The organism is Spirochaetota bacterium (genome assembly GCA_017999915.1).
Taxonomy (GTDB): domain Bacteria; phylum Spirochaetota; class UBA4802; order UBA4802; family UBA5550; genus RBG-16-49-21.
Window position 1 is genome coordinate 177,265 of the sequence record JAGNKX010000002.1, and the last position, 24,969, is coordinate 202,233.

General features: G+C 50.4%; 22 protein-coding genes. 4 read left to right on the forward strand and 18 right to left on the reverse strand.

Annotation, left to right across the window (positions count from 1 at the left end):
* Positions 1–38 precede the first annotated feature (38 nt).
* Both KA369_04885 and KA369_04890 read right to left on the reverse strand, forming a co-directional pair.
* The gene (locus KA369_04885) at positions 39–1,826 is read right to left on the reverse strand and encodes a diguanylate cyclase (GenBank protein MBP7735290.1); all 1,788 of its coding nucleotides are present in this window, start codon (positions 1,824–1,826) and stop codon (positions 39–41) included.
* Positions 1,810–3,363, reverse strand: a complete 1,554-nt coding sequence (locus KA369_04890) for a hypothetical protein (GenBank protein ID MBP7735291.1) — start codon at positions 3,361–3,363, stop codon at positions 1,810–1,812. Before KA369_04890 ends, KA369_04885 begins: the two co-directional genes overlap by 17 nt.
* A gap of 3 nt (positions 3,364–3,366) precedes the next feature.
* On the opposite strand from KA369_04890, the gene KA369_04895 reads away from it, so the two are divergent.
* Positions 3,367–3,747: a hypothetical protein gene (locus KA369_04895; protein MBP7735292.1), complete on the forward strand. Its 381-nt coding sequence runs from the start codon at positions 3,367–3,369 to the stop codon at positions 3,745–3,747.
* A gap of 764 nt (positions 3,748–4,511) precedes the next feature.
* On the opposite strand, the gene atpC is transcribed toward KA369_04895, so the two are convergent.
* From atpC to KA369_04940, 9 genes are all read right to left on the reverse strand, one after another.
* Positions 4,512–4,916, reverse strand: a complete 405-nt coding sequence (gene atpC / locus KA369_04900) for an ATP synthase F1 subunit epsilon (protein ID MBP7735293.1) — start codon at positions 4,914–4,916, stop codon at positions 4,512–4,514.
* 6 nt (positions 4,917–4,922) lie between these two features.
* Positions 4,923–6,332, reverse strand: coding sequence for a F0F1 ATP synthase subunit beta (gene atpD, locus KA369_04905; protein MBP7735294.1), 1,410 nt, complete (start codon positions 6,330–6,332; stop codon positions 4,923–4,925).
* Between the two features lie 47 nt (positions 6,333–6,379).
* Positions 6,380–7,261 (reverse strand): ATP synthase F1 subunit gamma, encoded by an 882-nt coding sequence (gene atpG, locus KA369_04910; GenBank protein MBP7735295.1) that lies wholly within the window; start codon positions 7,259–7,261, stop codon positions 6,380–6,382.
* A 19-nt stretch (positions 7,262–7,280) separates the two neighbouring features.
* Positions 7,281–8,798 carry a F0F1 ATP synthase subunit alpha gene (gene atpA / locus KA369_04915; protein MBP7735296.1) on the reverse strand — a complete coding sequence of 506 codons (1,518 nt, stop codon included), beginning with the start codon at positions 8,796–8,798 and terminating at the stop codon, positions 7,281–7,283.
* On the reverse strand, positions 8,788–9,357 hold the full coding sequence (atpH, locus tag KA369_04920; GenBank protein MBP7735297.1) for an ATP synthase F1 subunit delta: 570 nt from the start codon (positions 9,355–9,357) through the stop codon (positions 8,788–8,790). The genes atpA and atpH overlap by 11 nt, the downstream gene beginning before the upstream one ends.
* Positions 9,358–9,401: 44 nt before the next feature.
* Positions 9,402–9,911, reverse strand: coding sequence for a F0F1 ATP synthase subunit B (gene atpF, locus KA369_04925; GenBank protein ID MBP7735298.1), 510 nt, complete (start codon positions 9,909–9,911; stop codon positions 9,402–9,404).
* A 64-nt stretch (positions 9,912–9,975) separates the two neighbouring features.
* Entirely contained in the window at positions 9,976–10,266 is a 291-nt protein-coding gene (gene atpE, locus KA369_04930) for an ATP synthase F0 subunit C (GenBank protein ID MBP7735299.1), read from the reverse strand.
* Between the two features lie 96 nt (positions 10,267–10,362).
* Positions 10,363–11,313, reverse strand: coding sequence for a F0F1 ATP synthase subunit A (gene atpB, locus KA369_04935; GenBank protein ID MBP7735300.1), 951 nt, complete (start codon positions 11,311–11,313; stop codon positions 10,363–10,365).
* A 164-nt stretch (positions 11,314–11,477) separates the two neighbouring features.
* Positions 11,478–11,732, reverse strand: coding sequence for an AtpZ/AtpI family protein (locus tag KA369_04940; protein MBP7735301.1), 255 nt, complete (start codon positions 11,730–11,732; stop codon positions 11,478–11,480).
* 412 nt (positions 11,733–12,144) lie between these two features.
* Between KA369_04940 and KA369_04945 the strand changes: the two genes are divergently transcribed.
* Positions 12,145–12,399 carry a hypothetical protein gene (locus KA369_04945; GenBank protein ID MBP7735302.1) on the forward strand — a complete coding sequence of 85 codons (255 nt, stop codon included), beginning with the start codon at positions 12,145–12,147 and terminating at the stop codon, positions 12,397–12,399.
* A 43-nt stretch (positions 12,400–12,442) separates the two neighbouring features.
* Here KA369_04945 and KA369_04950 read toward each other — a convergent pair whose 3' ends face one another.
* The 5 genes from KA369_04950 to KA369_04970 form a co-directional block, all read right to left on the reverse strand.
* On the reverse strand, positions 12,443–13,834 hold the full coding sequence (locus KA369_04950; GenBank protein ID MBP7735303.1) for a peptidylprolyl isomerase: 1,392 nt from the start codon (positions 13,832–13,834) through the stop codon (positions 12,443–12,445).
* A gap of 142 nt (positions 13,835–13,976) precedes the next feature.
* On the reverse strand, positions 13,977–15,008 hold the full coding sequence (locus tag KA369_04955) for a hypothetical protein (protein ID MBP7735304.1): 1,032 nt from the start codon (positions 15,006–15,008) through the stop codon (positions 13,977–13,979).
* A 163-nt stretch (positions 15,009–15,171) separates the two neighbouring features.
* A complete protein-coding gene (gene map, locus KA369_04960) occupies positions 15,172–15,930 on the reverse strand; it encodes a type I methionyl aminopeptidase (GenBank protein ID MBP7735305.1) in 759 nt (252 codons plus the stop codon).
* A 61-nt stretch (positions 15,931–15,991) separates the two neighbouring features.
* On the reverse strand, positions 15,992–17,065 hold the full coding sequence (gene recA / locus KA369_04965; GenBank protein ID MBP7735306.1) for a recombinase RecA: 1,074 nt from the start codon (positions 17,063–17,065) through the stop codon (positions 15,992–15,994).
* Positions 17,066–17,595: 530 nt separating this feature from the next.
* The gene (locus KA369_04970) at positions 17,596–18,378 is read right to left on the reverse strand and encodes a hypothetical protein (protein ID MBP7735307.1); all 783 of its coding nucleotides are present in this window, start codon (positions 18,376–18,378) and stop codon (positions 17,596–17,598) included.
* Positions 18,379–18,636: 258 nt separating this feature from the next.
* Between KA369_04970 and KA369_04975 the strand changes: the two genes are divergently transcribed.
* Both KA369_04975 and KA369_04980 read left to right on the forward strand, forming a co-directional pair.
* Positions 18,637–20,841 (forward strand): SpoIIE family protein phosphatase, encoded by a 2,205-nt coding sequence (locus KA369_04975; protein MBP7735308.1) that lies wholly within the window; start codon positions 18,637–18,639, stop codon positions 20,839–20,841.
* Positions 20,842–20,843: 2 nt separating this feature from the next.
* Complete coding sequence (locus tag KA369_04980) at positions 20,844–21,800, forward strand: AEC family transporter (protein MBP7735309.1); 957 nt, start codon at positions 20,844–20,846, stop codon at positions 21,798–21,800.
* A gap of 302 nt (positions 21,801–22,102) precedes the next feature.
* Here the strand turns inward: KA369_04980 and KA369_04985 are convergent, their stop codons facing one another.
* Positions 22,103–23,242, reverse strand: coding sequence for a hypothetical protein (locus tag KA369_04985; protein ID MBP7735310.1), 1,140 nt, complete (start codon positions 23,240–23,242; stop codon positions 22,103–22,105).
* A gap of 3 nt (positions 23,243–23,245) precedes the next feature.
* Positions 23,246–24,415 carry an MBOAT family protein gene (locus KA369_04990; GenBank protein MBP7735311.1) on the reverse strand — a complete coding sequence of 390 codons (1,170 nt, stop codon included), beginning with the start codon at positions 24,413–24,415 and terminating at the stop codon, positions 23,246–23,248.
* Positions 24,416–24,969: the final 554 nt, after the last annotated feature.

The window sequence follows — 24,969 nt, forward strand, 5'->3', positions numbered from 1 at the left end:
CCTGATGAATTCAGACTGGCGCAAGACCATGGATACTATTAATTAACGGCGTCCATCAGGCTGTATGCGTCCTTGCCGTCCAACGGATATTCCGCGGTAAGGAACGTGACGAGAAGCTGCACATCCCTGGTGCTGAAAGACTGGACCAGCTCATTGCTGATCGCGTTGGCCAGCGGCACCGCGTATTTCTTGTCCTTGCCGGGCAGGACAATGAGAATCTTGTTGCGGTCGAACCGGACTGAAAAATCCCTGTCACCGAGGCGGGTTCGGGTGAATTTTTCAAAATGACCGAACAGGTTCTTCACTTTTTCATTGCCGAACAGCCCCTGATACCTCTTGTAATTTTTGATGGACAGCAGAATCAGCGTGATCGGAATGGAAAGATCCCTCGCGTTCTTTATCTCGTCATTGATGCGGTTAAAGACCCCCTCGATGGTGTCGGCATAGCCTCCGCGGCTGCTCTCTATCGTCCTCGTGATGGCTATATAGGGGAAAATGAAATCCACGCATTTCATGATCCGCGCGTGAACGTAGTCGAGGGGCGCCGTTTCAGATATTTCGTATACCATGATAAAGCCGAGAAGATCGCCGCCCAGCTTGAACGTGAACAGGTCCAGTATGGACATGCTTTTCAGCTGCGAATCGGTAAATACTTCCGTCAACGACTTGGACCGCCGCGGTTCGTTGAACATGATTGGACTTTCCGCATGGGCGATGTCGCGTATCAGGCTCGCGTGAGACGAGATGCGGAAGTCCGGCTCATCCAGCTTCAGCCTGTTTTCCTCCTCCGCAGTGAAAAGAACAAAGTCCCTGCTCCCTTCATCCTTGACATATATGGAGAAGCCGGTTATGCCAAGCTCCTTGAATTCATCCTGTATGATAGCGCGGACCTTGCCGAGGCCCAGCTCGGAGGCTATCCTGCCCCGAATCTTGTCGACGGCCGAAATATGCGAGCTCGGCCCGCTCCCGGCGTCGTTGATCTCCTTGAACCGTATGGCCCTGTAGGAAAACGCCGAATATTCGGCTATGATATTGAAGAATCCCTTTTCCTCGCCGGTGTAATCCTCTGAATTGAGCTTGTTCCCCAGGACGATGGCGCCCAGCACTTCTTCGTTGTAAACGATCGGCACCAGCAGTTTCGCGTCGATGGATATATAGTTGTAATAATCATCGCTGAAGGCCGGATCATCCTTGAACTCATCCATATCGAGGATCTCCCTCCTGGATATGAGCTGCTTCAAGATGCCTGCATGGGGACGGAAAACAACCTCGTCTTTGCTGATGGTGACGCCGCGGGACTCCTCGATCTCCCATTCGTCCGGAATCTCCCTGCTCGGCCTCATGACCGATGACGATGATGCGCCGACCTGGCCCATGACCGAAAAAAGAATCACGTCGAAGAGCTCCTGCGTTGTCGTCGCTTTCAGCAAGTCCCTGCTCAGCTCGTACAGCGCCAGGTTGTCGAGCAACACGCCGGTATCTTCCCATGCATGTGTCGAAGGAGCGGCGCCAGCCTCCTCCACGCCGCTCATGGTGAATCTCGGCCCGGCATCGGCCTTGGCGTCGCCGGCACCCTGTTCAGCCTCAACGGCCGCTCCGCCTTCTCCGTCGGCGTTATCGACCATGACCAGGTCCTCCCTGTCAAGGTACACTATATCAGGTTCCGTGTCCGTCGCGTTGGCGGCCTCGGGGCGGCTTTCATCGGGCAGACCGGTATCGGCGGGCCCGGCGATCCGGTCCATGATGGACTTCTTGCCGTCTCCGCCTATCTTGTTTTTATACTGCAGCGCTTTTTCCAGCAGGCCCATGTTATACACCCAATTCATTCAGCACTTTCAGATACAATTCGAAATACTCCGAGCTGGCGAATTTCTTTATTATTTCCTCCGGAAGCGTTTCAAAGAGCCCGTCGAGGTACTTAAGCAGCATTTTGATGTTCATCTGTTTCCCCGGCGGGAACTCTTTGACAAAACGGTCCACATCGGCCTCGTTATCCAGAATGACAACGCGATCGGTTATATCGTAAATCTCATCCTCGGTCTTGGCCCTCGCGGCTTCGGTTACCGGCCCGGCTTGATCGATGGCGGCCGCTTCCCCGGCATCTTTCTTCGGTTCCAGCTTCAGGCTTTCGATGCCGAAGGTCCTTTCTACAAGCTGCCGTATCTCATCCTCAGTCTTCCCCGTTCGCCGTATGAGCTGTTCCGTGATATCCCGGATGTCTTCCTCGAAAATCAACGCGCTGCCGGATGAAACGTCGCTCTCGATGGAATCCCTCTCATAGTCCATGAGGCTGTTTTCTTCCGGAAGAAGGTAACGGCAGCTCTTCCTGTCACGGGCAAGTCCTTCTTTCGCCGCCCGATCGAACTCATACAAACGGTACCGGTCAAAGATATGAATATCCTTGAACTCGTCCTTATAAAGAATGTCTTCTATGGTATCAAACTCGTCCGCCGTGAGTCCCAGGAGCTCTATCGCGGCAGGGATCGTCCTCCCTCCGGGAATGCCGAAAAAATCGTCGATCTCCCTGATATAACTGCTATAGTCTTCCTCGACGATAGCCGTATGGATGTAGTCGAGCTCCTGATCGCTGTATTTATATTCAAGATCAACAAAGAGATCTTCATGGGACGGGTCGAATTCTTCGGTCATGACAGCGATTCGCTCGCGGTCCTCATCGACATTGGCCTCACGCATTACGAATGCCGCGCCTTCCTCAACCTGCACCATGCCTGATATGATCTTGTCAAGGTCACTCTCGTTGAAGATGCTCTTATCATCCGATCCGCCGTCCTTAGCCCCTTCATCAATGAAACATGGTTTTCCCAGGTCACCGTTCCCGCCAAGGATTCCGGCTGAAATCAGGTCCCGGTATTGCATAGGGGCGCGCTCTTTTCTTGATTTCTCTGCTCCAGCGCCGATTTCTACGCTGATAGCCGCCTTCTGCTGCGTATCCCCGTATTCAATCGGTTTCAGCCAGTCCCCGTCTCTCCCTCCGGGCTTGGCCCCCATGTTGAGGTCTTCCATGGAAATGACCACATCGTCTTCCGAACCGGGCCCAACTTTTATTCCCGGCTCCTTCCCGACCGGCGGCTTTTCTTCAGCCGCTGCGGCCATCGCGCCATCACCGCCTTTCCTGGTCTCACCACGTTCTGCGGCCGATTTTTGCTTTATCTCTTCCGATTTTTCGGAAACGGGCAGGTCCCATATGACATATTCGTCGTCGCTCTCGACATATCCCTCGACCATGGCAGGAGCTTTCGCGGGATGCGCTAGTCTTCCCCGCTCTTCGGCCAGAGCCTCTCGCGCGGCAGCTATCCCCGGGCCGATCTCCCTGTGGTCCTTTACAATTATTTTATCAGCCACGCCATGGTTTTCATCATCCGCGACAAGCTCTTCGAGGGGTGTCCATTTGCGTCCATGCTCGTCATATTTTTCGAGTTCTTCGAGGGTAATCCATGTTCTGCCGTCATCATATTCAACTTCTTCTTTTACTATTTCTTGAACAGGGGCGGCTTCTTCCGCTATTTCATGATCCGGTACCGCATCTTCCCGCGGAGCTTCGTGTTCTTCCAAAGCAATATGCTCATCTTCCGGAGCTCCGGTCTTCAAGGGAATTTCAGTTTCGATTTCCTTCTCTTCAACGGCATGTTCCCGTGCTTTATCGGAAGTTCTCGCTTTTACATCATCTTCAAGGGGTATGATATTGAAGTCCTCAAGCTCACCTACCAGATCATTTTCTTTAATTAATAAAATATCCTCGCTGGCTATTTTTTCGGCTTCGTTCAGGTCAATGTTCCCTATATTACCTATATCAAAGTCGCTTGGAAGATTCTTCCGTACGCTATCGGGAATGACGATGATAGCTTCCCCAGCCTTGGAACCAGTATGTTGTATAATATCTTTTGCCATGTTTGCTACATTATTAAAAGCAAAGACTTCCTGGATAAATAGTGAAAAAATGTATATTATACTTTCATTTTTTACGTATTTTCCTATATATAATATCGATTATTCTGTAAAATAAATCAAGATTTTTAATTATTAGCAGTTTGCTGAAAAACAGCAAACTGCTAAACGATACATGGATGTATCGCCATTTTTCGAGGCATTAGCCGAGAAAAATATGAGGTTTTACGAATTCACTTCGTAAAACCGACATGTGCTGGACAGGATGTCCGAATGCCGGCGCAGCGCAGGATGCGCCAAAAAGCGTCGGCAAAAACTCCACGGAGGGAATTTTTCAGGTAACAGTTAGATCAATAATGATACTTTTGTCCGCCTTTTAAGATCTTGTGATTTTCTAACAATGTTCCGTCAATTCATGGACATCGGTCTTTTATTTGCATCGGGCTGCAATTAATATGAAATTTTTAAATAATGCAGGTTTCAGAAAGGTGATGCATATTTTTGCATTCCAGCCCTGCATGGCGGCTCAAAGGGCCTTATTACGCAGGAAAGGATGACATTTCTGCCATCCTTTCCTGTTATATAGAATAATTTGAAATCGTCTTTTATCTGCTGGCAACCTTGATCCGAGCCTTGATACGCCTTTCTTCGCCCTGGAACCTTACCCATTCCGGAGAGAAAGCCTTTATCTCTCTTTCCTTCTGCTCTTTCAGTTCTTTCAGCTTCTCCTCGAGAGCATGTTTATCCAGCTCGCTCTTCTTGCTTGCCGTTTCAGCAAGTATGATGAGCTTGTTATCGCGTATCTCGACAACGCCGCCTTCAACTACGAAATATTCGGTTGTTTTTCCGTCCTGCAGCCGAATTTCCCCCACACCCAGTTCAGAAATCAGGGGTGCGTGGTCAACGAGGAAACCCATTTCGCCGTTGTGTGCCTGAACCACGGCAAATGCGATCTCACCTTCGTAAATATAACGGTCCGGCGTTAAGATGCTGCATTTTATCTTCTTCATCTTATATTAACCTTGTAATTTTTTCGCCTTTTCAACTGCTTCTTCGATCGGGCCTACCATGTAGAACGCCTGCTCGGGAAGGCTGTCATATTCGCCGTTCAGCAATCCCTTGAAGCTCTTGATCGACTCTTCAAGCTTGACATACTTGCCTTTGTAACCGGTAAACTGCTCGGCTACGAAGAAGGGCTGTGACAGGAAACGCTCCATCTTCCTGGCGCGCTGCACAAGGAGTTTGTCTTCCTCTGCGAGCTCATCCATACCGAGAATGGCGATGATGTCCTGAAGGTCTTTATAGCGCTGAAGGATCCGTTTTACTTCCATGGCCACATTGTAATGCTCCTCTCCGACAAGCTCGGGAGCGAGGAGACGGGATGTGGAATCGAGGGGATCCACGGCCGGATAAATTCCTTTCTCGGCGATCTGACGGGAAAGAACCGTCTGCGCGTCAAGGTGAATGAACGCGGTCGCCGGCGCCGGGTCTGTCAAGTCGTCAGCGGGAACGTATATGGCCTGCACGGAAGTGATGGAGCCGTTCCTTGTTGAGGTAATCCGCTCCTGGAGCTGGCCCATCTCAGTGGCCAGAGTCGGCTGGTAACCGACGGCGGAAGGCATCCGGCCGAGGAGAGCCGATACTTCAGAACCGGCCTGGCTGAAACGGAATATATTGTCAATGAACAGGAGAACGTCGCGACCGGACAGATCCCTGAAATATTCGCACATCGTCAGAGCGGTCAGGCCGACGCGGAGACGCGCTCCGGGAGGCTCGTTCATCTGGCCGTACACGAGGCAGGCCTTGCTGATAACGCCCGATTGCTGCATTTCAAGCCAGAGGTCGTTTCCTTCACGGGTACGCTCACCGACACCGGCGAATACCGAGTAGCCGCCGTGCTGCTGGGCGACGTTGTTGATCAGTTCCATGATAACGACCGTTTTGCCGACACCGGCGCCGCCGAACAGACCGGTTTTCCCGCCCTTGATGTAGGGAGCGAGAAGGTCGATAACCTTGATGCCGGTTTCAAAAATCTCGGCCTTCGGCTCGAGTTGGTCGAACCGGGGAGGCGTCTGGTGGATCGCTCTTTTTTCCTTGGCGTTCGATGGCCCTTTGAGGTCAACGGTTTCGCCGAGGAGGTTAAAAATCCTTCCGAGGGTCTCTTCGCCGACCGGAACGGAAATGGGGGCACCGGTATCTACTATCTTGGCGCCGCGGGGAATACCGTCGGTGGAAGCCATGGCAACCGCCCGGATCCTGTTTCCGCCCAGGTGCTGCTGTACTTCACACACGAGTTTCCGCTTTTCGCCCATGACTTCAAATTCAAGATTCAACGCATTATAAATTTCGGGTAACTTCCCTTCCGCAAATTCGGCATCCAGGGTTGATCCAATTACCTGAACTACTTTCCCGATGTTATCACTCATGACAAACTCCTTGCTATCATATAGTATCAATCAACGAATATACACTTCTATTTGAGAGCCGCGGCTCCGCCGACGATCTCCGAAATTTCCTTGGTGATCTTCGCCTGCCGTGCGCGGTTATAGGTAATGGTAAGCTCCCTGATCATATCCGAAGAGGCGTCGCTCGCGTTCTTCATTGCAACCCGCCGGGCAAATTGCTCGGAGAAGGACGATTCCAGGAAGCAGGTATATAATTTAACCTTGAGATATAGTTGTATCAGATACGCGAAGATCCTCGTCGGATTGGGCTCAAAGTAAAACTCGAGCTGAGCTCCGGGATACATATCCTTGATTTCTTCCTCTTCGAGAAGAATGGGCAGAAGCCTGGTCAACGCCGGTTTTTGAGAAGATGACGTTTTCACCTTGGTATATGATATCCATATCTCATGGAACTCGCCGCTGAGGAACAGATTTCTCAATTCATTTCCGATCGCCGCGGCGTCTTCAAACGACAGCTTGTCTTCCGGGTTGATCATCGATTTGAACAACGGTATCTGCGCAAAATTGTAGAAACCGATGGCCTTTTTGCCCACGCAGTAAATCTGGGTATCCTTTTGCTCGTCGGCGTTCTTTTTCTTGAAGTTCATCGTGTTCTCGATGATATTCGTGTTGAAGCTGCCGCAGAGTCCGCGGTTACCCGTAATTTGAAGCACCAGGACACGCGCCGGATCGTCAACTTCCCTGAAATGGGGGTCTTCCGATACGGTGACGCCTGAGTTGACCAGATTGGCCAGTATTTCATTGACCTTAAGCTCGTAAGGTTTGGTCATCTCAAGCCGTCCCTGCATCTTTTTCATCTTGGCGGTCGACACCATTTCCATCGTGCTGGTGATCTTCCGGGTATTGGTGACGGATTTTATCCTCTTTTTTATATCCCTTTGAGTAGCCACAGTCTATTCCCTTCGTATGTTATTTGCTTACTTCTGCCATGTAGCGATCAACAAATTCCTGTGTCGCGTTTTTAAACTTATCTTCGCTCTGGAGCACGCCAGTCGAAGAAATTTCCGAAAGCAGATCTTTCTGGGAACTCTTCATATAAGCCAGGAATTTACTTTCAAAATCCTTAACTTTATCAACAGGAACCTTATCCATATATCCCTGGGTAGCCGCGAAGAGAATTGATACCTGCTCTTCAACAGCCATCGGAACATACTGGCCCTGTTTCAGAACCTCGACAAGCCTGATACCACGGTCGAGCTGTCTCTGGGTCGCGGCGTCGAGCTCGGTACCCATCTGGGCGAATGCCTCAAGTTCACGGAACTGGGCCAGGTCGAGACGCAGGGAACCGGCGTACTTTTTCATGGCCTTGATCTGGGCGTTGCCGCCGACCCGTGATACCGATATACCGACGTCAACGGCCGGACGGACACCAGAAGCGAACAGGTTCGGCAGGAGGTATATCTGACCGTCGGTAATGGAGATGACGTTCGTCGGAATATACGCGGAAACCTCACCTTCCTGCGTTTCGATGATCGGGAGGGCGGTCAGACTGCCCCCGCCGAGCTCGTCGGAAAGCTTGGCGGACCGCTCGAGAAGCCGGGAGTGGCAATAGAAAATGTCGCCCGGATACGCTTCCCGTCCGGGAGGCCTCCGGAGGAGCAATGACATTTCGCGGTACGCGTTGGCCTGCTTGGTAAGGTCGTCATATATGCACAGGGTGTGCCCTTTCTTTTCATACATGAAAAATTCAGCCATGGCTGTTCCCGCATACGGTGCGATGTACTGCATCGGCGCGGGATCGGAGGCGTTTGCCGTAACGACGATGGTATATTCCATTGCGCCGTATTGCTCGAGCTTTTCAACGACTGCGGCAACGGTCGAGGCTTTCTGTCCGACTGCGACATACACGCAGATAACGCCCTTGCCTTTCTGGTTGATGATGGCATCGATGGCGATGGCGGTTTTTCCGGTCTTCCGGTCGCCGATGATCAACTCGCGCTGGCCCCTTCCGATCGGGGTCATGGAGTCAACAGACTTCAGACCGGTCTGGAGCGGCTCTTTAACCGGCTGCCTTGAGGCAATACCGGGAGCGGTGAATTCGAGAGGTCTGTACTTTTTGGTGTTGACGGGTCCCTTGTTGTCAACGGGAACTCCCAGCGGGGTCACGACCCGGCCGAGCATTTCCTCGCCGACCGGAACAGCGAGAACCCGATTGAGCCTCTTGACGCTCTGACCTTCCTGGATTTCAAGGTAGTCGCCGAGGATGGCGGCGCCGATGGAATCCTCTTCGAGGTTGAGAACCATCGCCTGGATGCCGTTGCTGAACTCGAGCATCTCGCCCGACATCGCGTTTTCGAGACCATGGATCCGGGCGATACCGTCGCCGACCTGAATAACAGTACCGACTTCGCTGACGTCCAGAGTGGATTTATATCCTTCAATCTCTTTCTTTATGATAGATTTAATTTCTTCAGTTTTAATCTTCATAGGCCACTTCACTCCTGACTTTGCTATTTAACAGATTATTCTTTATATTTTTAAGATCTTTTGCCAAAGATCCGTCAATTACAGTGTCACCTACTTTAATTATTATACCACCCAAAATGCTTGCATCGATCTGTTCGCTCATGATAACATCTTTCTTCATTACATCTTTGAGCTTGGTGGCCAGCTTGCTTTTGACTGATGAATCCAGTTCAGCAGAGGTGATAACGGTAACCTTCTGGCGGTTATTGAGATTGTCAATAAAGGCCACCAGGGCATCATTGATTTCCACGATGCATGACTGCCGATCATTGTCTATGAGCACTTTTAAAAAATAAACGATGTAATCGGAAAGCTTCCCTTTGAAGATCTTATCGATAAAATCTTTTTTGCTTTCCTTGGTAATTCCCGGCGAAACAAGAAAGTTTCTGAAGTCCTTATCTGATTTCACCAGGTCGGCAAGAAAACCGATTTCCTCTTCGACTTCGGGAAGGATCTTTTTATCCTGCGCGAGTTCTACGAGAGAGGATGCATATACACGAGCTATATCCTTCGCAGCCACGTTATTACCCTGTTATCATTTTAATATTAGGACAGTTCAGTAAATTACTGAACTGTCCCTATTTTATTCAAAGCTTCTTCGACAAGAGCTTTCTGATCTTCCGGCTTAATGTTCTTGTTGATAATTTTAGACGCGATTTCCGTCGACAGCAGAACAACTTCCGTCTTGATATCCAAAAGCGCTTTATCCTTGGCAAGGTCGATCTCTTTTTTGGCGCGATCGGCGATCGTTCTCGATTCCGTCGTCGCCTTTTCCACGATATCGGCCTTGATCTTTTCGGCCTCTTCCCTGCCCTTGGCGATTATCTGGGACGCCTCGTTCCTGGCGTTGTCCATCATCGTCTTGTGCTGGGTAAGCAGCTTTTCGGCTTCCTGACGTGTCCGTTCGGCATTGTCAATGTCAAATCGAATCTTTTCTGCTCTGGCGTCCATCGAATCAACGATTGGTTTCCATGCCGCTTTCCAGAGGACCAGTACCATGATGAGAAAAGTTACTATAGTCCACAATAATAGACCTGGATCGACCCGGAGCAATCCTTCTTTCAAGAATTCCATATAAATACCTTTTAAAAAAGCTAAATTCTACTAAGCTTATGCTAAAATAGGCAACGGCTTAGGCTTACTTCTTCACTTCTTCAGCTGCCGCGGGTTTCTTCTCTTCTACGCTAACCGGCGTTTGCTGCTTTTGAATGGCGAGCATGAAGGTAATAACGAGAGCAAAGAACGTGAAACCTTCGATAAGAGCCGCTGCGATAATCATCGCCGTTCTCAGGTCACCGCTCAATTCAGGCTGACGGGCCATACCTTCGATAGCGCCGGAGGCCAAGCGGCCGATACCCATTGCAGCGCCGATAACAACCAGACCAGCTCCTAAACCAGCTCCCAGATACGACAAACCTAAATATTCCATCATTTCCTCCTAGGTATTTGATACTTAATATTTTACCCTTTATTATTTTAAATTAATTCTTAATGAATTAATTTATATGCAACTCAATCACCGGCATCAGTGGGCATGCATCGATGAGCCGATAAACATTGCCGACAGGACCGTGAAAATAAAGGCCTGCAGCCACGCCACAAGAAGCATTTCAAGAGCGTAGATCATCAGTGAACCCACAATCGAGCCGATACCGACAAAGTAAGACTGGAACATCATGACCAGGAATATGAATATCAGGATAACGACGTGTCCCGCGGTCATGTTCGCGAAAAGACGGACAGTCAGCGCAAAAGGCTTAATGAGAAGACCGATAAGCTCGATCGGCCACAGGAGACAGAGCCCGAGTATGAACGGCACACCATGGGGAACGGTGCCCTTGTAAATCCAGAGAGGACCCTGCTTGACGAAACCGACTCCCAGGATCAGAACAAGGGTAAGGCTCGCCAGACCGCCGGTGACCGCCAGGTTGCCGGTCGCGGTGGCCATGCCCGGAAGCATGCCGACATAATTGCAGAACAAAATAAAGAAGAAGAGACTTAGAAAATAAGGGGCGAACTTCTTGGCATATTTGCCTTCGAAATTCGGCTCGACCATTTCTTCCATGACCCACTGGATAAGGGATTCCCACCAGTTGACCCATCTTGATTCGGAACCCTTCTCCGCTTTCTTGATCTGAAACGCCAGTGGTATGAAGATGCAGAGTATCATAAATGTCGCGAGCCACATCATGATGACCCACTTGGTGATTCTCATGTCGAAAATGCCGAAGAGCTTATTCTTGAGGGGCCCTTCATTGACATGGGCTATTGAGTTATTGATACCCCTGAGAAACTTGACGAGGATAAAATCATGCAAACTGGTATGGACTGGTTCAATGACATGATCGGTAAGGTGGCTGGTAACGAGCTCCCCGACACCGCTTACTTCATGATGTCCTCCGCCGGGAGCCAATAAAAAAACAAGGAAAAGAATATATGCTATTAATGCGATTGAAATTGGAATTATCCGTTTCACGGGAATCTCCTGCAACTTTTATTAATACTCTATCCTAACTCAAAGCGCATCTCCGCAATGAAACCGGATGCCCTTGACTAACTGTTTTATTCTCTTTCCCTGTCACCAATATAATCTATAATGGTGACCATTTAAAAAAATAAGTCTTAAAAATCAAGATTAATTCAAAAAAGCCCGTTATTTCTTTCCTGATTTTTCTTGTTTTTTTCTCTAATACCGAGATCTCTAAGCTCCTTGATCAAATTATAGAAACCGGCCACCATGCCAACAAAAGCTCCTATGGTTGTAAAGACCGGGGCTCTATTCAGATGCTCATCGAGCTTATAGCCCCCAATAACAAACAACGTTACAGTCGCTGCAAGTTGAATTCCTATAGTTGAATATTGAAGAAACCCATAATCCGTTTTTCTTTTCTTCAAACTAATTTATTCCTGTTAGAAATATTTACATTCAACTTACACTTGTCAGCATTTTTTTTATCAGGCAATTGTCAAGGGTTTTTCATCATCGCCGCTTTGTTTTTTATGTCGTTTTAATAAAATAACAATTAATGGGGATGGTATTCCCCCGGAGTTCGGTGAATTTTCCATAAACACGTAGCATGGATGACGCGTCATGGGCAGGCGCACATGGTATACGGTCAAGCCCTTATAATCGCATTATTGAACGAGGGAAAATTTAAGCAACTCTCATCACCTGTCGATAATAAAAAAGTCAGATCATACATCGGTGGCAATCGCAGCCGTGCGGTCACGATAATCGGCAATGTTCATAGCAGGCGGGTAATCCCTTGATTCCCCCCCTGGACATTTATCCATGGAAGGATATCGCATGAAACTCTCTATAAAACTTATTCATAATCACAAAGAGATTATAGCCAATTGCCCCGAGCTGGATATTAATTGCTACGGATCGGATAAAGAAGAAGCCATACGAAGAATAAAAAATGTGATTACGTTCTACGTGGATTCTGCGAAGGAGCTCGGCCTTGACGTTGAATCGCTTGACGAGATATCGGTAGATGGAGAAAAAGACCAGTCCCTGGTCGATATCGCCGCGTGCCATCACCACCCTACCATCAATTAAGCGGCCAGGGCCTCTCGCGAGGCCCTGATGCTTGTTCTGCCGCTTATTTTCCTTCCAGTTCGGATTCGTCGACCTTGTACTTGTTCCCGGCGAGAAGCTCGGCGACCCAGGCTTTGCGTTTTTCCGACCTTTTGATGTCCTGCATCCGGCGCTCAATGTTCGGACGGGCTTCCCCGAAGGATATGATCTTCTTGACGCTCTTGCCCCCCTCGTTCACGTTCCTGGTGAACATGCGGTCGACATTTTTATTGTAATAATCCCGTATGTCCTGCGGAGTGACGGTAATGTTCGCCAGAACGACCTCGGACTCATAGGTGCCGGCAAGATTGTAATCGATGAAATACTTAAGCTCGTTCTTGAACTTCTCGTCCTTGTCGATGCCGCGACGCTTCGCCTCCTGCATGAACACTTCCTCGCGCAAAAAGCGCTTGGAGAGCTCCCGCTTCATTTTTTCATCGACCGGCATGTCCATGCGGCCCATCTTCCTTCTTTTGCCCAGGATGAAATCGATGATCTTATTGAGATCGGCGACCTTGAACTCGGTAGCGGCCACCTTGTAAACAACGGCGTTGGGATCGGCGAGATTGACCGTGTCTATGTTGTTCACCACGTCCTTGGCCTTCATCAGCCTCTCCTGCAGGCGCACCGAGGAATTGTACATGAGGCGCCGCTTCAGTCCCATCTGCTGGTTTTTGTCCTCCACGACGTCCTCGATATTGTCCGCGGTGACTTTTTTCTTTTCATCCACCTGGATGATATACACGGCGTTGCCGATCCTCACCGGCTCTTTTGTGTATTCCCCTTCCTTGACAGCGAAAACGGCCTTGGAAAAGTCCTCGCCGCGCATCCCTCCGATGATATACCCGATATCGCCGCCCTTTCTCTTGGAAAAATCGTCGGAATGCTTCTCGGCGAGCTCCTTGAAGGAGGCTCCCTTTTTGAGCTCCTCGATGACGGCCTTCGCTTTTTCGGTCCTTTCTTTAAATGCCTCCTCCATTTCGGCATCGGTCAGCTTCTGGCGGTTATTCTTCTCGATCCTGTAGTTTTTAACGGTCAGCTTTATTATCTTCGCCTTGGCTGCATCCTCGCTGAAACTCCCTTCGGTGCTGATCACCTTGCCCAGGTACTGCGAATAAAATCCCCGGGTGGCGAGATTCTTTATGAACACGAAATCTTCTTTTTTATCAAAACCGGCTTTCTTCGCCTCCTGGACCACCATTTTTTCAACAGCAAGGCGTTCGAGGTGGTTCTTCTGCTCGGACTTTTTCTTTATTATAGCGTCTTTTGCCATCTTACGGGCATCCAGCCATTCATGGAACTCCCCCCTGGTGATCTGGCCGCCATTATACGTGGCAAGGACATCACCAGACCTTTTACAACCGGCAGCGGCCACCATCATGGCCAAAACGGATACAGCGACAATGCTCCTTTTCATGTATCAACTCCAAGAATAAATAACGTTGTGGAATAAGGACATAGCAAAGGATCGGTGTTACAAAATGTCAATTGAATTTCATGGCGGGGTGCGTTTTTGCCGTGTTAGGGACTTATAAACTTGGTTCCGGCCGGGGAGGCCGTTAGAACTGGAGCCGCGTGCCCAACTGGAGGTTGATATCCCTGCCGTTTGTAATATTGACGTTGGTTTCGAAATTCAGCTTCAGTACCCAGAGGTTGATCTCAAGGCCGGCGATGAAAAGTCCCATGAACGGATCCGGGCGCCTGTGATACTCTGCGCGGGCATTGAGAATGCCTATGAACCCGAGGAGCGAATTGTACAGGGTGCCGACGCCGCTGCCGTCGAGATCGATCTTGCCAAAGTTCAGGGCTGCGCCGAACCCGGCGTATATGTCGAATATCCAGAGGAAGCTCATGTACACCACGGCCTGTCCGTTGACGCCCATCATCCACCACTTGATATTGAAGTTATAGTACGCGTTAAAGGTCAGGTCATAGACGCCGCCGCTGACGACGATATTGCTCAGCTTGTATTCGTAGTTGCCGCCGATCCCCATGATCCCTTCCATGTAATCCGCTCCGACGGCAATGGTGAGGCCTCCGAAGCTTAACAGGTGCGGAAGTATTTCTATCTTTTTTATCAAATTCTTTCGAATCCTGGCGCCTCCCGAATAATAGTTGGACTTTCCCAGCTTCGCCGATTTCTGGTTCAGGGGGATCCGGTAAATGGCGTCGGTGAAGATCATGACCTTTACGAGGAGGTCAAAGCCGCTTTTCAGGCCAAAGCCGAAATTGAGGACCGGATTGGGAGCGTAGGCGGGATAAATGTTCTTCTCGCGGGCGATATCCTTGTCGTAATGCTTCATGTTGGCGCAGCCGATGGCGAAGGACACGCCGAAAAACATGTGAGGAAAATCGCCGATACAGGCGTCCCCTATAGGGTACCCGCCAACATTGGCGAGGGAAAAGGCCGAGGGATAATTCCTGAAGTTCTTGTATATCGTGTTATCAAGCTCGACGATAGTGGAGGCCATCCCCTGGATGGGAATCATGGGCGCCATGGTATTGTCGACGAGTATCCATGAATAGGCCGATTGCATCGAGAGGCAGGAGAACAGGCCGACCATGAGGATTATAAGTGCTATGCGCTTCATAGATTATCCCGAGTTTTATATACCTCTATTGATACCTCTATTGTCGGCAGATTGTGCAAGAATTTCATAATAATACATGGCACGAAGAGGTACCGGGCTCAAAGGACTTATATAAAATACCGATGTAAGTCCATTTTGTCAACGAATAACTGGAAATGGGAGGCTATATCGTCAGAATCTCGGGCCCGGACACGGTAACCGCGATAGTGTGTTCCCAATGGGCCGACAAACTGCCATCAGCTGTTACCGCGGTCCACCCGTCATCAAGGAGGCGGACCCCGTGGCCGCCTTCGTTGATCATCGGCTCCACCGCGAGGACCATTCCAGGTTCCAGTATCATGCCGGTGCCTTTTTTCCCGTAATGGGGCACCACCGGGGACTCGTGAAGTGCGAAACCGACCCCGTGGCCCGTATAATTCCGCACAACGCTGTACCCGCGCGTCTCGGCATGGACCTGGATCGCGTGGCCGATATCGCCGATCCGGCCGCCGGGGACCATGACGGCGATGGCCTTCTCCAGGGCCTGCCGCGTGGCTTCGGCGAGATTCTTCGCGCCGTCGGGAACCCGTCCCACGGCAAAGGTACGGCAGGCGTCTCCAAAGTAGCCGTTCAGTACAACGCCGATGTCGATTTTAACAAGGTCGCCGCTCCGGATCTTTTTTTTCTTTGAGGGAATGCCGTGGACGACCTCGTCATTTATGGATATGCAGGATGCCGCGCTATAGCCCGGCACCGTTTTGAAGGCGGCCCTGCCCTTGCGCTTGACGATCATGGAATCGATCATCAGGTCGGTTTCCCAGGTGGACAGGCCTGCCAGGGAGGAGCTTGACAGCTTTGCGAATATTTCGGCGATGATGACGCCGGCGTCCCGTATTCGTTTGATATCGTCAGGAGACTTGATCCGTATGCGCTTGTTCCTCATGATCCTCGATCAGCTTCTGGCGCCCGGCAAGGGCCGGGACAGGCGCCGGCATTCCATCGGGTTACGCCTCGGCCGCCTGTGGCGCTTCGGGCTTGCCTTTTTCCTTCGTCCTTTCGGTGAGGCCGGCCGCGACCTTTATCTTATTCTCGATATCCTGCGCCACGGCGGGATTGTCCAGGAAGTATTTCTTCGCATTCTCGCGGCCCTGGCCGATGCGCTCTTCTCCGTAGGAGAACCAGGTCCCCGATTTCTTAACGATTTCGTAGCGGACGCCGAGGTCCAGGATGTCGCCCACCCGGGAGATGCCGGAATCGTACATGATATCGAACTCCGCCTGCCGGAAGGGAGGGGCCACCTTGTTCTTCACAACCTTGACGCGGACCCTGTTCCCGATGGCCTCCTCGCCGGACTTCAGGGTCTCGATCTTGCGGATGTCGAGGCGCACGGAGGAGTAGAACTTGAGGGCGTTGCCGCCGGTGGTCGTTTCGGGAGAGCCGAACATGACGCCGATCTTCATGCGGATCTGGTTGATGAAGATGACGCAGGTCTTGGACTTGGCTATTACGGCGGTGAGCTTGCGCAGGGCCTGGCTCATGAGGCGCGCCTGCAGGCCCATGTGGGAATCGCCCATGTCGCCGTCGATTTCCGCTTTCGGCACCAGGGCCGCCACGGAGTCAATGACTATGATGTCCACCGCGCCGGAGCGCACCAGGGCCTCCACGATCTCCAGGGCCTCCTCGCCGGTGTCCGGCTGGGAGACCAGGAGCTCCTCGGTCTTCACGCCGAGCTTCGACGCGTAGGTCGGGTCAAGGGCGTGCTCCGCGTCGATGAAGGCAGCGACGCCGCCGATCTTCTGGGCCTCGGCCACGATATGAAGGGTGAGCGTGGTCTTGCCCGACGATTCCGGTCCGTATATCTCCACGACCCTTCCCCGGGGAACGCCGCCGATGCCGAGGGCGATGTCCAGCTCGAGGGAGCCGCTCGAGATCGCCTCTATCTGGACGACCTTGTCCTCGTCGCCGAGGCGCATGATGGATCCCTTGCCGAACTGCTTTTCTATCTGCATGATCGCCGATTCAAGGGCCTGGGCCTTCTGCGTGTTTTCTTTCTGATTCATTTCTTTCGGTTCAGCCATATGATTACCTCGAATTCAATTATAATATATGATAGGGACCGGTTGCATGACCATTGATAATTACCGCACGCCGCCGGGGCGGCCCTCAATAATTTCAGGTTTCGCAACGGGTCTAATGAGTATACGAATATGCCGTGGCCATATTAAAGCTTATGTCTCATATTTTTGTAAAGTAGAAAAAAAATTTCACCGGCATCAATGGGGAGATACGATATCGCCGGGATTATGTCAAGTAAAAAATACTATATTTTTGTTAAGTATCATGATAACCGCACAATTTTTGGGGTCGGGCTATCCCGCTCGTCCGCCTCGTATAAGCAGAGCCAAATGCGACCTCCTGTCGCGGCTCTGCACTCGGACCTCCTGTCCAGCGCACCAGTTGACCCGGTAGAATCGGCGACATCATCCAAAATACTGGTCGCATATTACTGCCAGGATGGCAGGAATGCCGCGAAGGGCACGGATGCCCGTGAGCGGCCTCGCTGGGATAGCCACGACCCCTGGTAAAAATTGTTACTAATAACAGTATTTCACCGGCGAAGATCCTTTGAGATGGAAAGGGCCGCTTCGGCGATCTCATCGAGGAACGGAACGAGCCCTTCCCGCGTAGTTCCCAGGGGAATCTTGACCTGCAGATCGAGGCATGAGAGGGCCTTTTCATCGCCGCCCAGGAGCTTGAGGGCGTTATCCCTGCCGATCATAACGGTCTCCCAGTCAGTGGAAACTCCGCAGCTTGCGGCGCGATCCGCCAGCTTTTTCATTTTATCGAGGGTGCCGATGGAAAGGCGGCTGAAGATCGACCGGGCCTCCTCCTCGCTTTGGTCCTTAACGGTATGCAGGTACAGGCCCGGCCCGGGATTGAGCCAACCGAGAAGGCTCCGCGCCGCACCGGACCGGTTCCCGGGAAATACCGCCAGGTGAAGCTTGAGGTTTTCGGTTTCAGGAACCTTGACGCGGCAGAGAACCATGAGGGAGCTGGCGCCGGGAAGCATCGGCGCGAAATCGCTCTTCGCGACCCTGGAATACTTGAAGCTTATGGGGAGGTCCCTATGCATCCCAAAGGCATAGAGAATATTATAGAACGAAGCGAACTCCAGGTCAAGGCCGCCCAGGGTTTCCCTGAAGGAGGAGTCATGCTTTTTCTTGATGGAGGAGCCGATGGTGAAGCCGATGGCCACAAGGACCGCGACCGCCAGCACCATTATCGCCAGCAGGGTGATATTCCTGCCCATGATCCCCGGGGCCACGGCAAAGAGGACCCCCAGAATGACCAGGCAAACGATACCGGCGGTGATAAAACCGATTCTGTTCAAAGGCAGCTCCTATCTCATGCATCACCCTGCACTATCCGTATGTAAGAGTCAATTATTTTTGCAGGGACCGATTGTCAGGAAAAATCAGAATCCCTAAAGGCATCATCGACATCATATCACCCCTGGAGCTTTTTTTTACTTGATTAATTCGGTCTTCGAGCATAGGATCTTCAAAAAAGGCCCGCATAACAGCCATGGACGCGGCCTTCCCCATGGCGCTGCATCTGTGTATAGAAAAATCCGTGAAAGGAGCCGCCCGTGCCATCATCAATAAAAACAGTGCCGATTGTTCTGTTAATGGTCCTCCTTGTTTTGGCATGCGCTCCCACCCGGCATCATCGGCCAGGAGCGGCTGACGGCGTCCTTGACCTGGCCGGCTACTCCCTCGAAAGGAATGGTCCGGTGGCCCTCGATGGAGAGTGGGAGTTTTACTGGAAAAGGTTCATTGATCCCCTGTCATTCCAGGGACCGGAACCTCCCCTGCCCGATAATTTCATTGGGGTGCCGCGATTCTGGGACGGCCACCGCGTGGGAAGCAGAACCATCGGCGCAACGGGATTTGCCACGTACCGGCTCACGATAAAAAACTGCTCATACCGCGGCGTGGCGGGCATTAAATTTTCCGAGACCAGCACCGCCTTCAGGCTTTACGTAAACGGGGCTGAGATCTATGCCTGCGGCCGACCCGGCGAGGACCGGGAAAGCGCGGTGCCCCGGTGGCTGGGCGATACCGCCTATTTCAAATCAGCGGCCGACACCGTTGACATTGTAGTTCACGTGTCGAATTATCATTACATCAGGGGCGGTCTCTTTAAATCAGTCAAGCTCGGCACCGCCGACGAAATCAAATCGGCCCATGAAATGTCTTCATGGATCGATTTTTTCATATTCGGCAGCCTGTGCATCATGGGTTTGTACAACCTGGGCCTTGCGGCCCTCAGAAGAAAAGACCGGTCACCGCTCTATTTCGGGATATCCTGCCTGCTCATCGCGTTGCGATCCCTTTCCTCGGGCGAGCACTATCTCACACACCTGCTTCCCCTGGCGTCGTGGGAGTTGCTTCACAAAATCGAAGTCCTGTCCTTCACCGCTCTTATACCGGTTTTTATGATGTATCTTCAATCGCTCTTCCCTGATCGATTCCACCGGCGGGTCATCATACTGTCCGCCGCCGTGAGCGGAGTTATTTCACTGATCGTGCTGGCGACCCCGTCCACCGTGTATTCGCGCACGGCTCTTTTTTTCCAGGTCTTCACCATCGCCATGATGGTCTATGGCATCGTCATGCTCATAGGCGCCGCCCGAAGGCACCGGGAAGGATCTGCCATTATTCTCACGGGATTCATGCTCCTGGCCTTGAGCGCCATCAATGACATTCTGTACGACAGAAGCATCATACAGACGGCCTACCTTTCGCACATTGGCCTCTTTGTATTTATCTTTTCACAGGGCTACCTGCTCCTGGCGCGGTTTTCAAACTCCTTTGACCGCATTGAGAAACTCACCGACGACCTGCAGCGCTCATTCAAAGAGATAGAGAACAAGAATATTTCCCTCATTTCCGCCAACCGCGAGCTGGAGGAGCTTAAAAACGGCCTGGAGAAAATCGTCGAAGAACGGACAGATGAACTTCATTCGGCCCTGGCGGAAATGGAACAGATGAACGATCAGCTCATCACAACCAACAGGTCCCTCAAGGAGGCCCATAAGGCGGCAGAGGCGGACATGAAGATGGCCGCCAACGTGCAGACCGCGGTTATCCTCAAGGACCCGCCCCGGATCGACGGGTGGGACATCGCCTGCAGGTACATCCCCATGGCAGGCGTTTCCGGCGATTTTTACGATTTTTACAAGTTCGGCGACAGTCTCACGGGCGTGGGGCTCTTTGACGTTTCGGGACATGGCATCTCCTCGGGACTCATAACCATGACGGCCAAGACGATCCTCTTCAGGCTTTTCAGGGAATACCACGATAAGAATTTCTCCCAGACCTTCACCCGGTTCAACATGGAGCTCCATCGGGAAATCGGGCAGGCCTATTATTATCTGACCGGCGTGCTCCTGAAAATCAGCGGCGGCGACGTCGAATACCTCAACGCGGCCCATATCGATATACTGGTGAAGGGCAATGGCGGCGTTCATCCGGTACGGCACGATAACGGCGAAGAAAACAACGGCTTTCTCCTCGGGATTATGCCCGACGAGCATCAGTACCCGATGATCCCTTTTACGGTTGCGCCCGGCGAGGTCATCGCCATCTTCACCGACGGTCTCATCGAGGCGCATAAAATAGAACTGGAGACGTACGGCATGAAGCGGCTCATGGCTTCACTGGAGTCGGCGCCGGACGGCAGCGCCCGGGAGATTCTTGACCGCCTGCTCAGGGACCTTTATTCCTTCACAGGAGAGGACAGGTTAACGGACGACCTCACCCTAATTATCATGAAGCGCGAGAGTAAATGATAATGGACGCTTTCATTAACACCTTCAACGCCGTCACGGTCATACTGGGGCTGGGGCTTCTCGGCTTTTTCGTCGTAAGAAGGAAGATACTGCCCGAAAGCGTGCTATCGGTCATAACCCCGCTGGTGATCAATATCGCCCTTCCCTGCATGGTGTTTCATAATATCGTCCGGCAGTTCAACCCGGCGGAATCGCCCGGGTGGTGGAAGCTGCCCCTCTACTGGTGCGCCTTCACTGCCGGCCTCGCGGCCCTGAGCCTCATCTTCAGGTTCGCGGTTAAGAGCGACATTCGCGGTGAGTTCTCCCTGAGCCTCTTCTACCAGAACGGGCTCTTCATCCCGACTGCGATAATCACGGGCCTCTTCGGCGAAAGCCCGGTCCAGCTCTCGACGCTGTTCCTTTTCATGATCCTGTATCCGGCATTCTTCTTCAACACCTACCATCATTTTCTCTATGGAAACAGGTCCGATCTTTTCAGGATAAACTGGGAAAAGATGCTGAACCCGGTCCTGGCGGCAACGGTGCTGGCCCTCCTCGTCCGGCTTTTCCACCTGCAGGATTACATACCGCGGTTCGCCCTCTCGATCATCTCCCAGGTGGGCAACATCACCATACCGCTGATCATGATCAGCCTGGGGGGCACCATCTATATCGATTTCATGAGGCGGGGAACGATCCGCTGGGCCGAGATCACCAAGTTCATTATCATAAAAAATATCGTTTTCCCCGCGGTGACGCTGGGGGCGCTTGTACTGCTGAGGCCCGATTTCCCCGTGGCTTTCATCATCCTCCTTGAAAGCGCCGTGCCCCCCATCACCACCCTTCCGACCCTGATCGAACAGGAGAACGGGAACAGCGCCGCGGTGAACCAGTTCTTCCTGGGGAGCCTGCTCTTCTCCTTAGTTTCGATCCCCGCGGCCCTTTCAGCTTTCAGCCTCTTTTTCACCGCTCCGCGTTGACCATAGCGATTGTTATCGGTATTTCCGGGGTCAGAGCAAGTCCTATGGTTCTATCCGCCTGTCAGAAAAGGATTAACCAGCTATTGTGCGTCAGAGTGACCTGTAATTTCGATAGTTATCGCTTATTCCAAGGTACTGCAACAAAGCCACCATCGCCTCTACGCCGATAACATGCATAATTTGTAGCGGCCTTATCATGAATAAACCTGCCACAGGTTTAAGAACAGTCTGCCAGATATATAGTTGTCGGTTATGACCGAAATAGGAAACAACCGTGACAAGATACCCCATCCATCCAGCAATCAATTCAAGAATTTTATGGCATCCTCAATAAATCCATAGCCAAGAACAAAAAGTGTTTGTTCATTCGCTTCTATTAGCACAATATCCTTTTTCATCACCAATTGCTTGAGATTATCCGGGGACTTGTCGATCGGGCCGAGGGTTCCCTCAGGGTATTTGCTGTTCTTTTCATAATAATAGAAAAAATCACGGTTGAGATACACATTGTGCTTGTCTAAATAGTATAAAACCATCTTCAGGTAACTCCCCCCTATAACAAGCACCCTTGGCCTGAAGAATTTTCCGCTGTCCGCCGTGGTCTGGGGATAATAATACAAATCATCGTAAAAGCTCCGCTTATATTTGATATTTGACAGCGCAGCCAGGTCGCAATCATGCCTGAAGGGAACCGCTTTCTCCGTGACCGCATTGCATGTAATATCCGCCATCCTGCGGTTCACATCCTTCTCGATTTTTGACAGGAGATCCCGGGTGAAATAATACGCGGCATAATAACTCCAGTGAGTGCCGCTTTTCGTATAGATATTCTTTATCTTGTTCTTTTTTAATTTAACCATAAAAACATGCCCATCGATATAATTGATATTATATTTACTCAACAATGGGAGTATTTTTTCATAATTGGTCATTTCCCTGACATGTTTATTAGCCAAGTATTTTTCTTTTACATATTCCGGATACACGCTGACCTTGCTGGGGGTTATGACAAAGAGGCAGTATTTCCCATATGACGCGAGTTTTTTCTGCAGAATGCCCAGATTCTTCACCTTGGTTTCCAGCTGCTCGCCGGATATGGCGTCCAGGCCGTTATAGGAATCGATGTACACTTTCTCAAAGAGCCAGCTGTCCTTGCCGAGAACTATTTTAGATGAATACTTTGACGACAGATCCCCGAAAACCGAATAATTCATCTGGTTGTCATAGATAATAGCCCTGCCCCTCAATCCGATATTTTCCGAAAGAAATTTTTCCAGATCCTGCTGAAATTTTCCCGAAATAAAATCCTTAACGTTGAAGGCGGGCTTCATTGTCTTTATTTCAGAGCCGTTCAACGGCAAATCCGGCAATAGCTTCTTGAAGGGAGCAATCCCTATAATAACAACGCCAAGCAACAATGATATCAAAGCAAGTCGTCTCATATGTTAAAACCTGAAATAGATAAAGGGTTTAAAGCTATTGTTAACCAGTGAAAAATACGAAAGAACGAACAGGGAATACATTACGCAGACCTTCAGGAAAGCGAATTGGTTTGCGGACAATTTATCTTTAATACTTTTCGCATATTCAAGGATGCCATCGGGAATGAAGCTGATGACAACGGCAAGGATCAGGATAAAAACACCCCTGTTGTCTATCAGGTCTGAGAATAGTATCTTTGATGATACCTCGTTGATCGACGTGACATCGAACATCCGCCCCAGATATTTTACCGCATTGGTCATGTTTTCGGACCGGAATAAAACCCATCCGATCATTATGAAGAAAAATGTTATGCCTGCGTTTACCGCGCCGCCCAGACTTTTTGACTTCTCCAGCCAGAATTTCTTATCCGCCACAAGAAATAATCCATGATAGACACCCCATATGATGAAGGTCCAGTTGGCGCCATGCCAGATGCCGGATATCAGGAAAACGACCCAGAGATTGAAATAATTCCGTAATACTGACACCCTGTTACCGCCGAGAGGAATATAGACATACTCCTTGAACCACTGCGAAAGTGACATGTGCCATCTTCGCCAGAATTCCGTGAAGTTTTTTGCGATATACGGCCTGTTGAAGTTTTCCTTGAATTGAAATCCGAGCATCCGGGCGATGCCTATGGCCATGTCCGAATATCCGGCAAAATCGAAGTAGATCTGGAAGGTATAGCACAGTATGCCGAGCCAGGCGTATGCCGGGGTCATATGGTTGTAATCCAGGGCAAAAACCTTATCGGCAACATCGCCAAGTGTATTTGCAATCAATACTTTTTTTGAAAGCCCGATGATGAATCGAAAGACGCCATTGAAACTGTCCTGCAAGGATCGTGAGCGGCTTATCAGCTGATCCGATAGCTCATGGTACAGAATGATGGGGCCCTGTACAAGCTTCGGGAACAAGGCGACATACAGGGAGAAATTCAGAAAGCCGGCCGATTGCGCCTTGCCCCTGTACAGGTCAACGAGATAGCTCAACTTGTGGAAGACGATGAAAGATATGCCGAGTATATACGCACTGGATGACCATGTAATGGCTGGTTGATGAATGATCTGTGCCATGCTGTTGATCTGGGCTATGAAAAAATTCAGGTACTTGAAGTATATCAGCAAGCCTAAATTTTCGATAATCCCGATTATTAATAACAATCTCTTTCTACCGGTTTTGCATATCAATTCTCCCAGTATATAATCAATGACAGTGCTTATGATCAATACCGCCAGACCAACAGGCGTACTCCAGAGGTAGAATAAATAACTGAAGACCAGAATGTATAGATTCCTCAGGAGGTTTTTGTTTCGTGGAATAATATAGTACAGAATCAGGAAAAGGGGCAAAAAAAAGAATATAAAGATATAGGAACTAAAATTCATGTATCATATCCTGAACGTTAACGGTAAAACTCTTTATTAAATCATTCAAATATAATATAGCTTGATCCCATGACCGGATAAAGTTTATACAATATACCGGCTTTAATGGTATTCATTCATTCCTGTTTTAGGGCTCTTCAGTACAAACAGTACTGTGCGGGGATTTTAAATCGTGTGCATCGATAGAAATAGATTAATTATTAGATACACAATTAGCCCTTATGTGAAATATTCAAAACAGTTCATGAAAAGATCAAGTAATATATGTTAAAAAATGATAGAAACGCCTAAGC

Coding starts and splice junctions, on each gene's coding strand:
- KA369_04895 (MBP7735292.1), top strand. CDS start 3,367: ATGGTTTTCATCATCCGCGACAAGCTCTTCGAGGGGTGTCCATTTGCG.
- atpF (MBP7735298.1), bottom strand. CDS start 9,911: ATGGAATTCTTGAAAGAAGGATTGCTCCGGGTCGATCCAGGTCTATTA.
- KA369_04980 (MBP7735309.1), top strand. CDS start 20,844: ATGGACGCTTTCATTAACACCTTCAACGCCGTCACGGTCATACTGGGG.
- atpA (MBP7735296.1), bottom strand. CDS start 8,798: ATGAAGATTAAAACTGAAGAAATTAAATCTATCATAAAGAAAGAGATT.
- recA (MBP7735306.1), bottom strand. CDS start 17,065: ATGGCTGAACCGAAAGAAATGAATCAGAAAGAAAACACGCAGAAGGCC.
- KA369_04950 (MBP7735303.1), bottom strand. CDS start 13,834: ATGAAAAGGAGCATTGTCGCTGTATCCGTTTTGGCCATGATGGTGGCC.
- map (MBP7735305.1), bottom strand. CDS start 15,930: ATGAGGAACAAGCGCATACGGATCAAGTCTCCTGACGATATCAAACGA.
- atpC (MBP7735293.1), bottom strand. CDS start 4,916: ATGAAGAAGATAAAATGCAGCATCTTAACGCCGGACCGTTATATTTAC.
- KA369_04885 (MBP7735290.1), bottom strand. CDS start 1,826: ATGAATTGGGTGTATAACATGGGCCTGCTGGAAAAAGCGCTGCAGTAT.
- atpE (MBP7735299.1), bottom strand. CDS start 10,266: ATGGAATATTTAGGTTTGTCGTATCTGGGAGCTGGTTTAGGAGCTGGT.
- KA369_04985 (MBP7735310.1), bottom strand. CDS start 23,242: ATGAGACGACTTGCTTTGATATCATTGTTGCTTGGCGTTGTTATTATA.
- KA369_04955 (MBP7735304.1), bottom strand. CDS start 15,008: ATGAAGCGCATAGCACTTATAATCCTCATGGTCGGCCTGTTCTCCTGC.
- atpD (MBP7735294.1), bottom strand. CDS start 6,332: ATGAGTGATAACATCGGGAAAGTAGTTCAGGTAATTGGATCAACCCTG.
- KA369_04945 (MBP7735302.1), top strand. CDS start 12,145: ATGAAACTCTCTATAAAACTTATTCATAATCACAAAGAGATTATAGCC.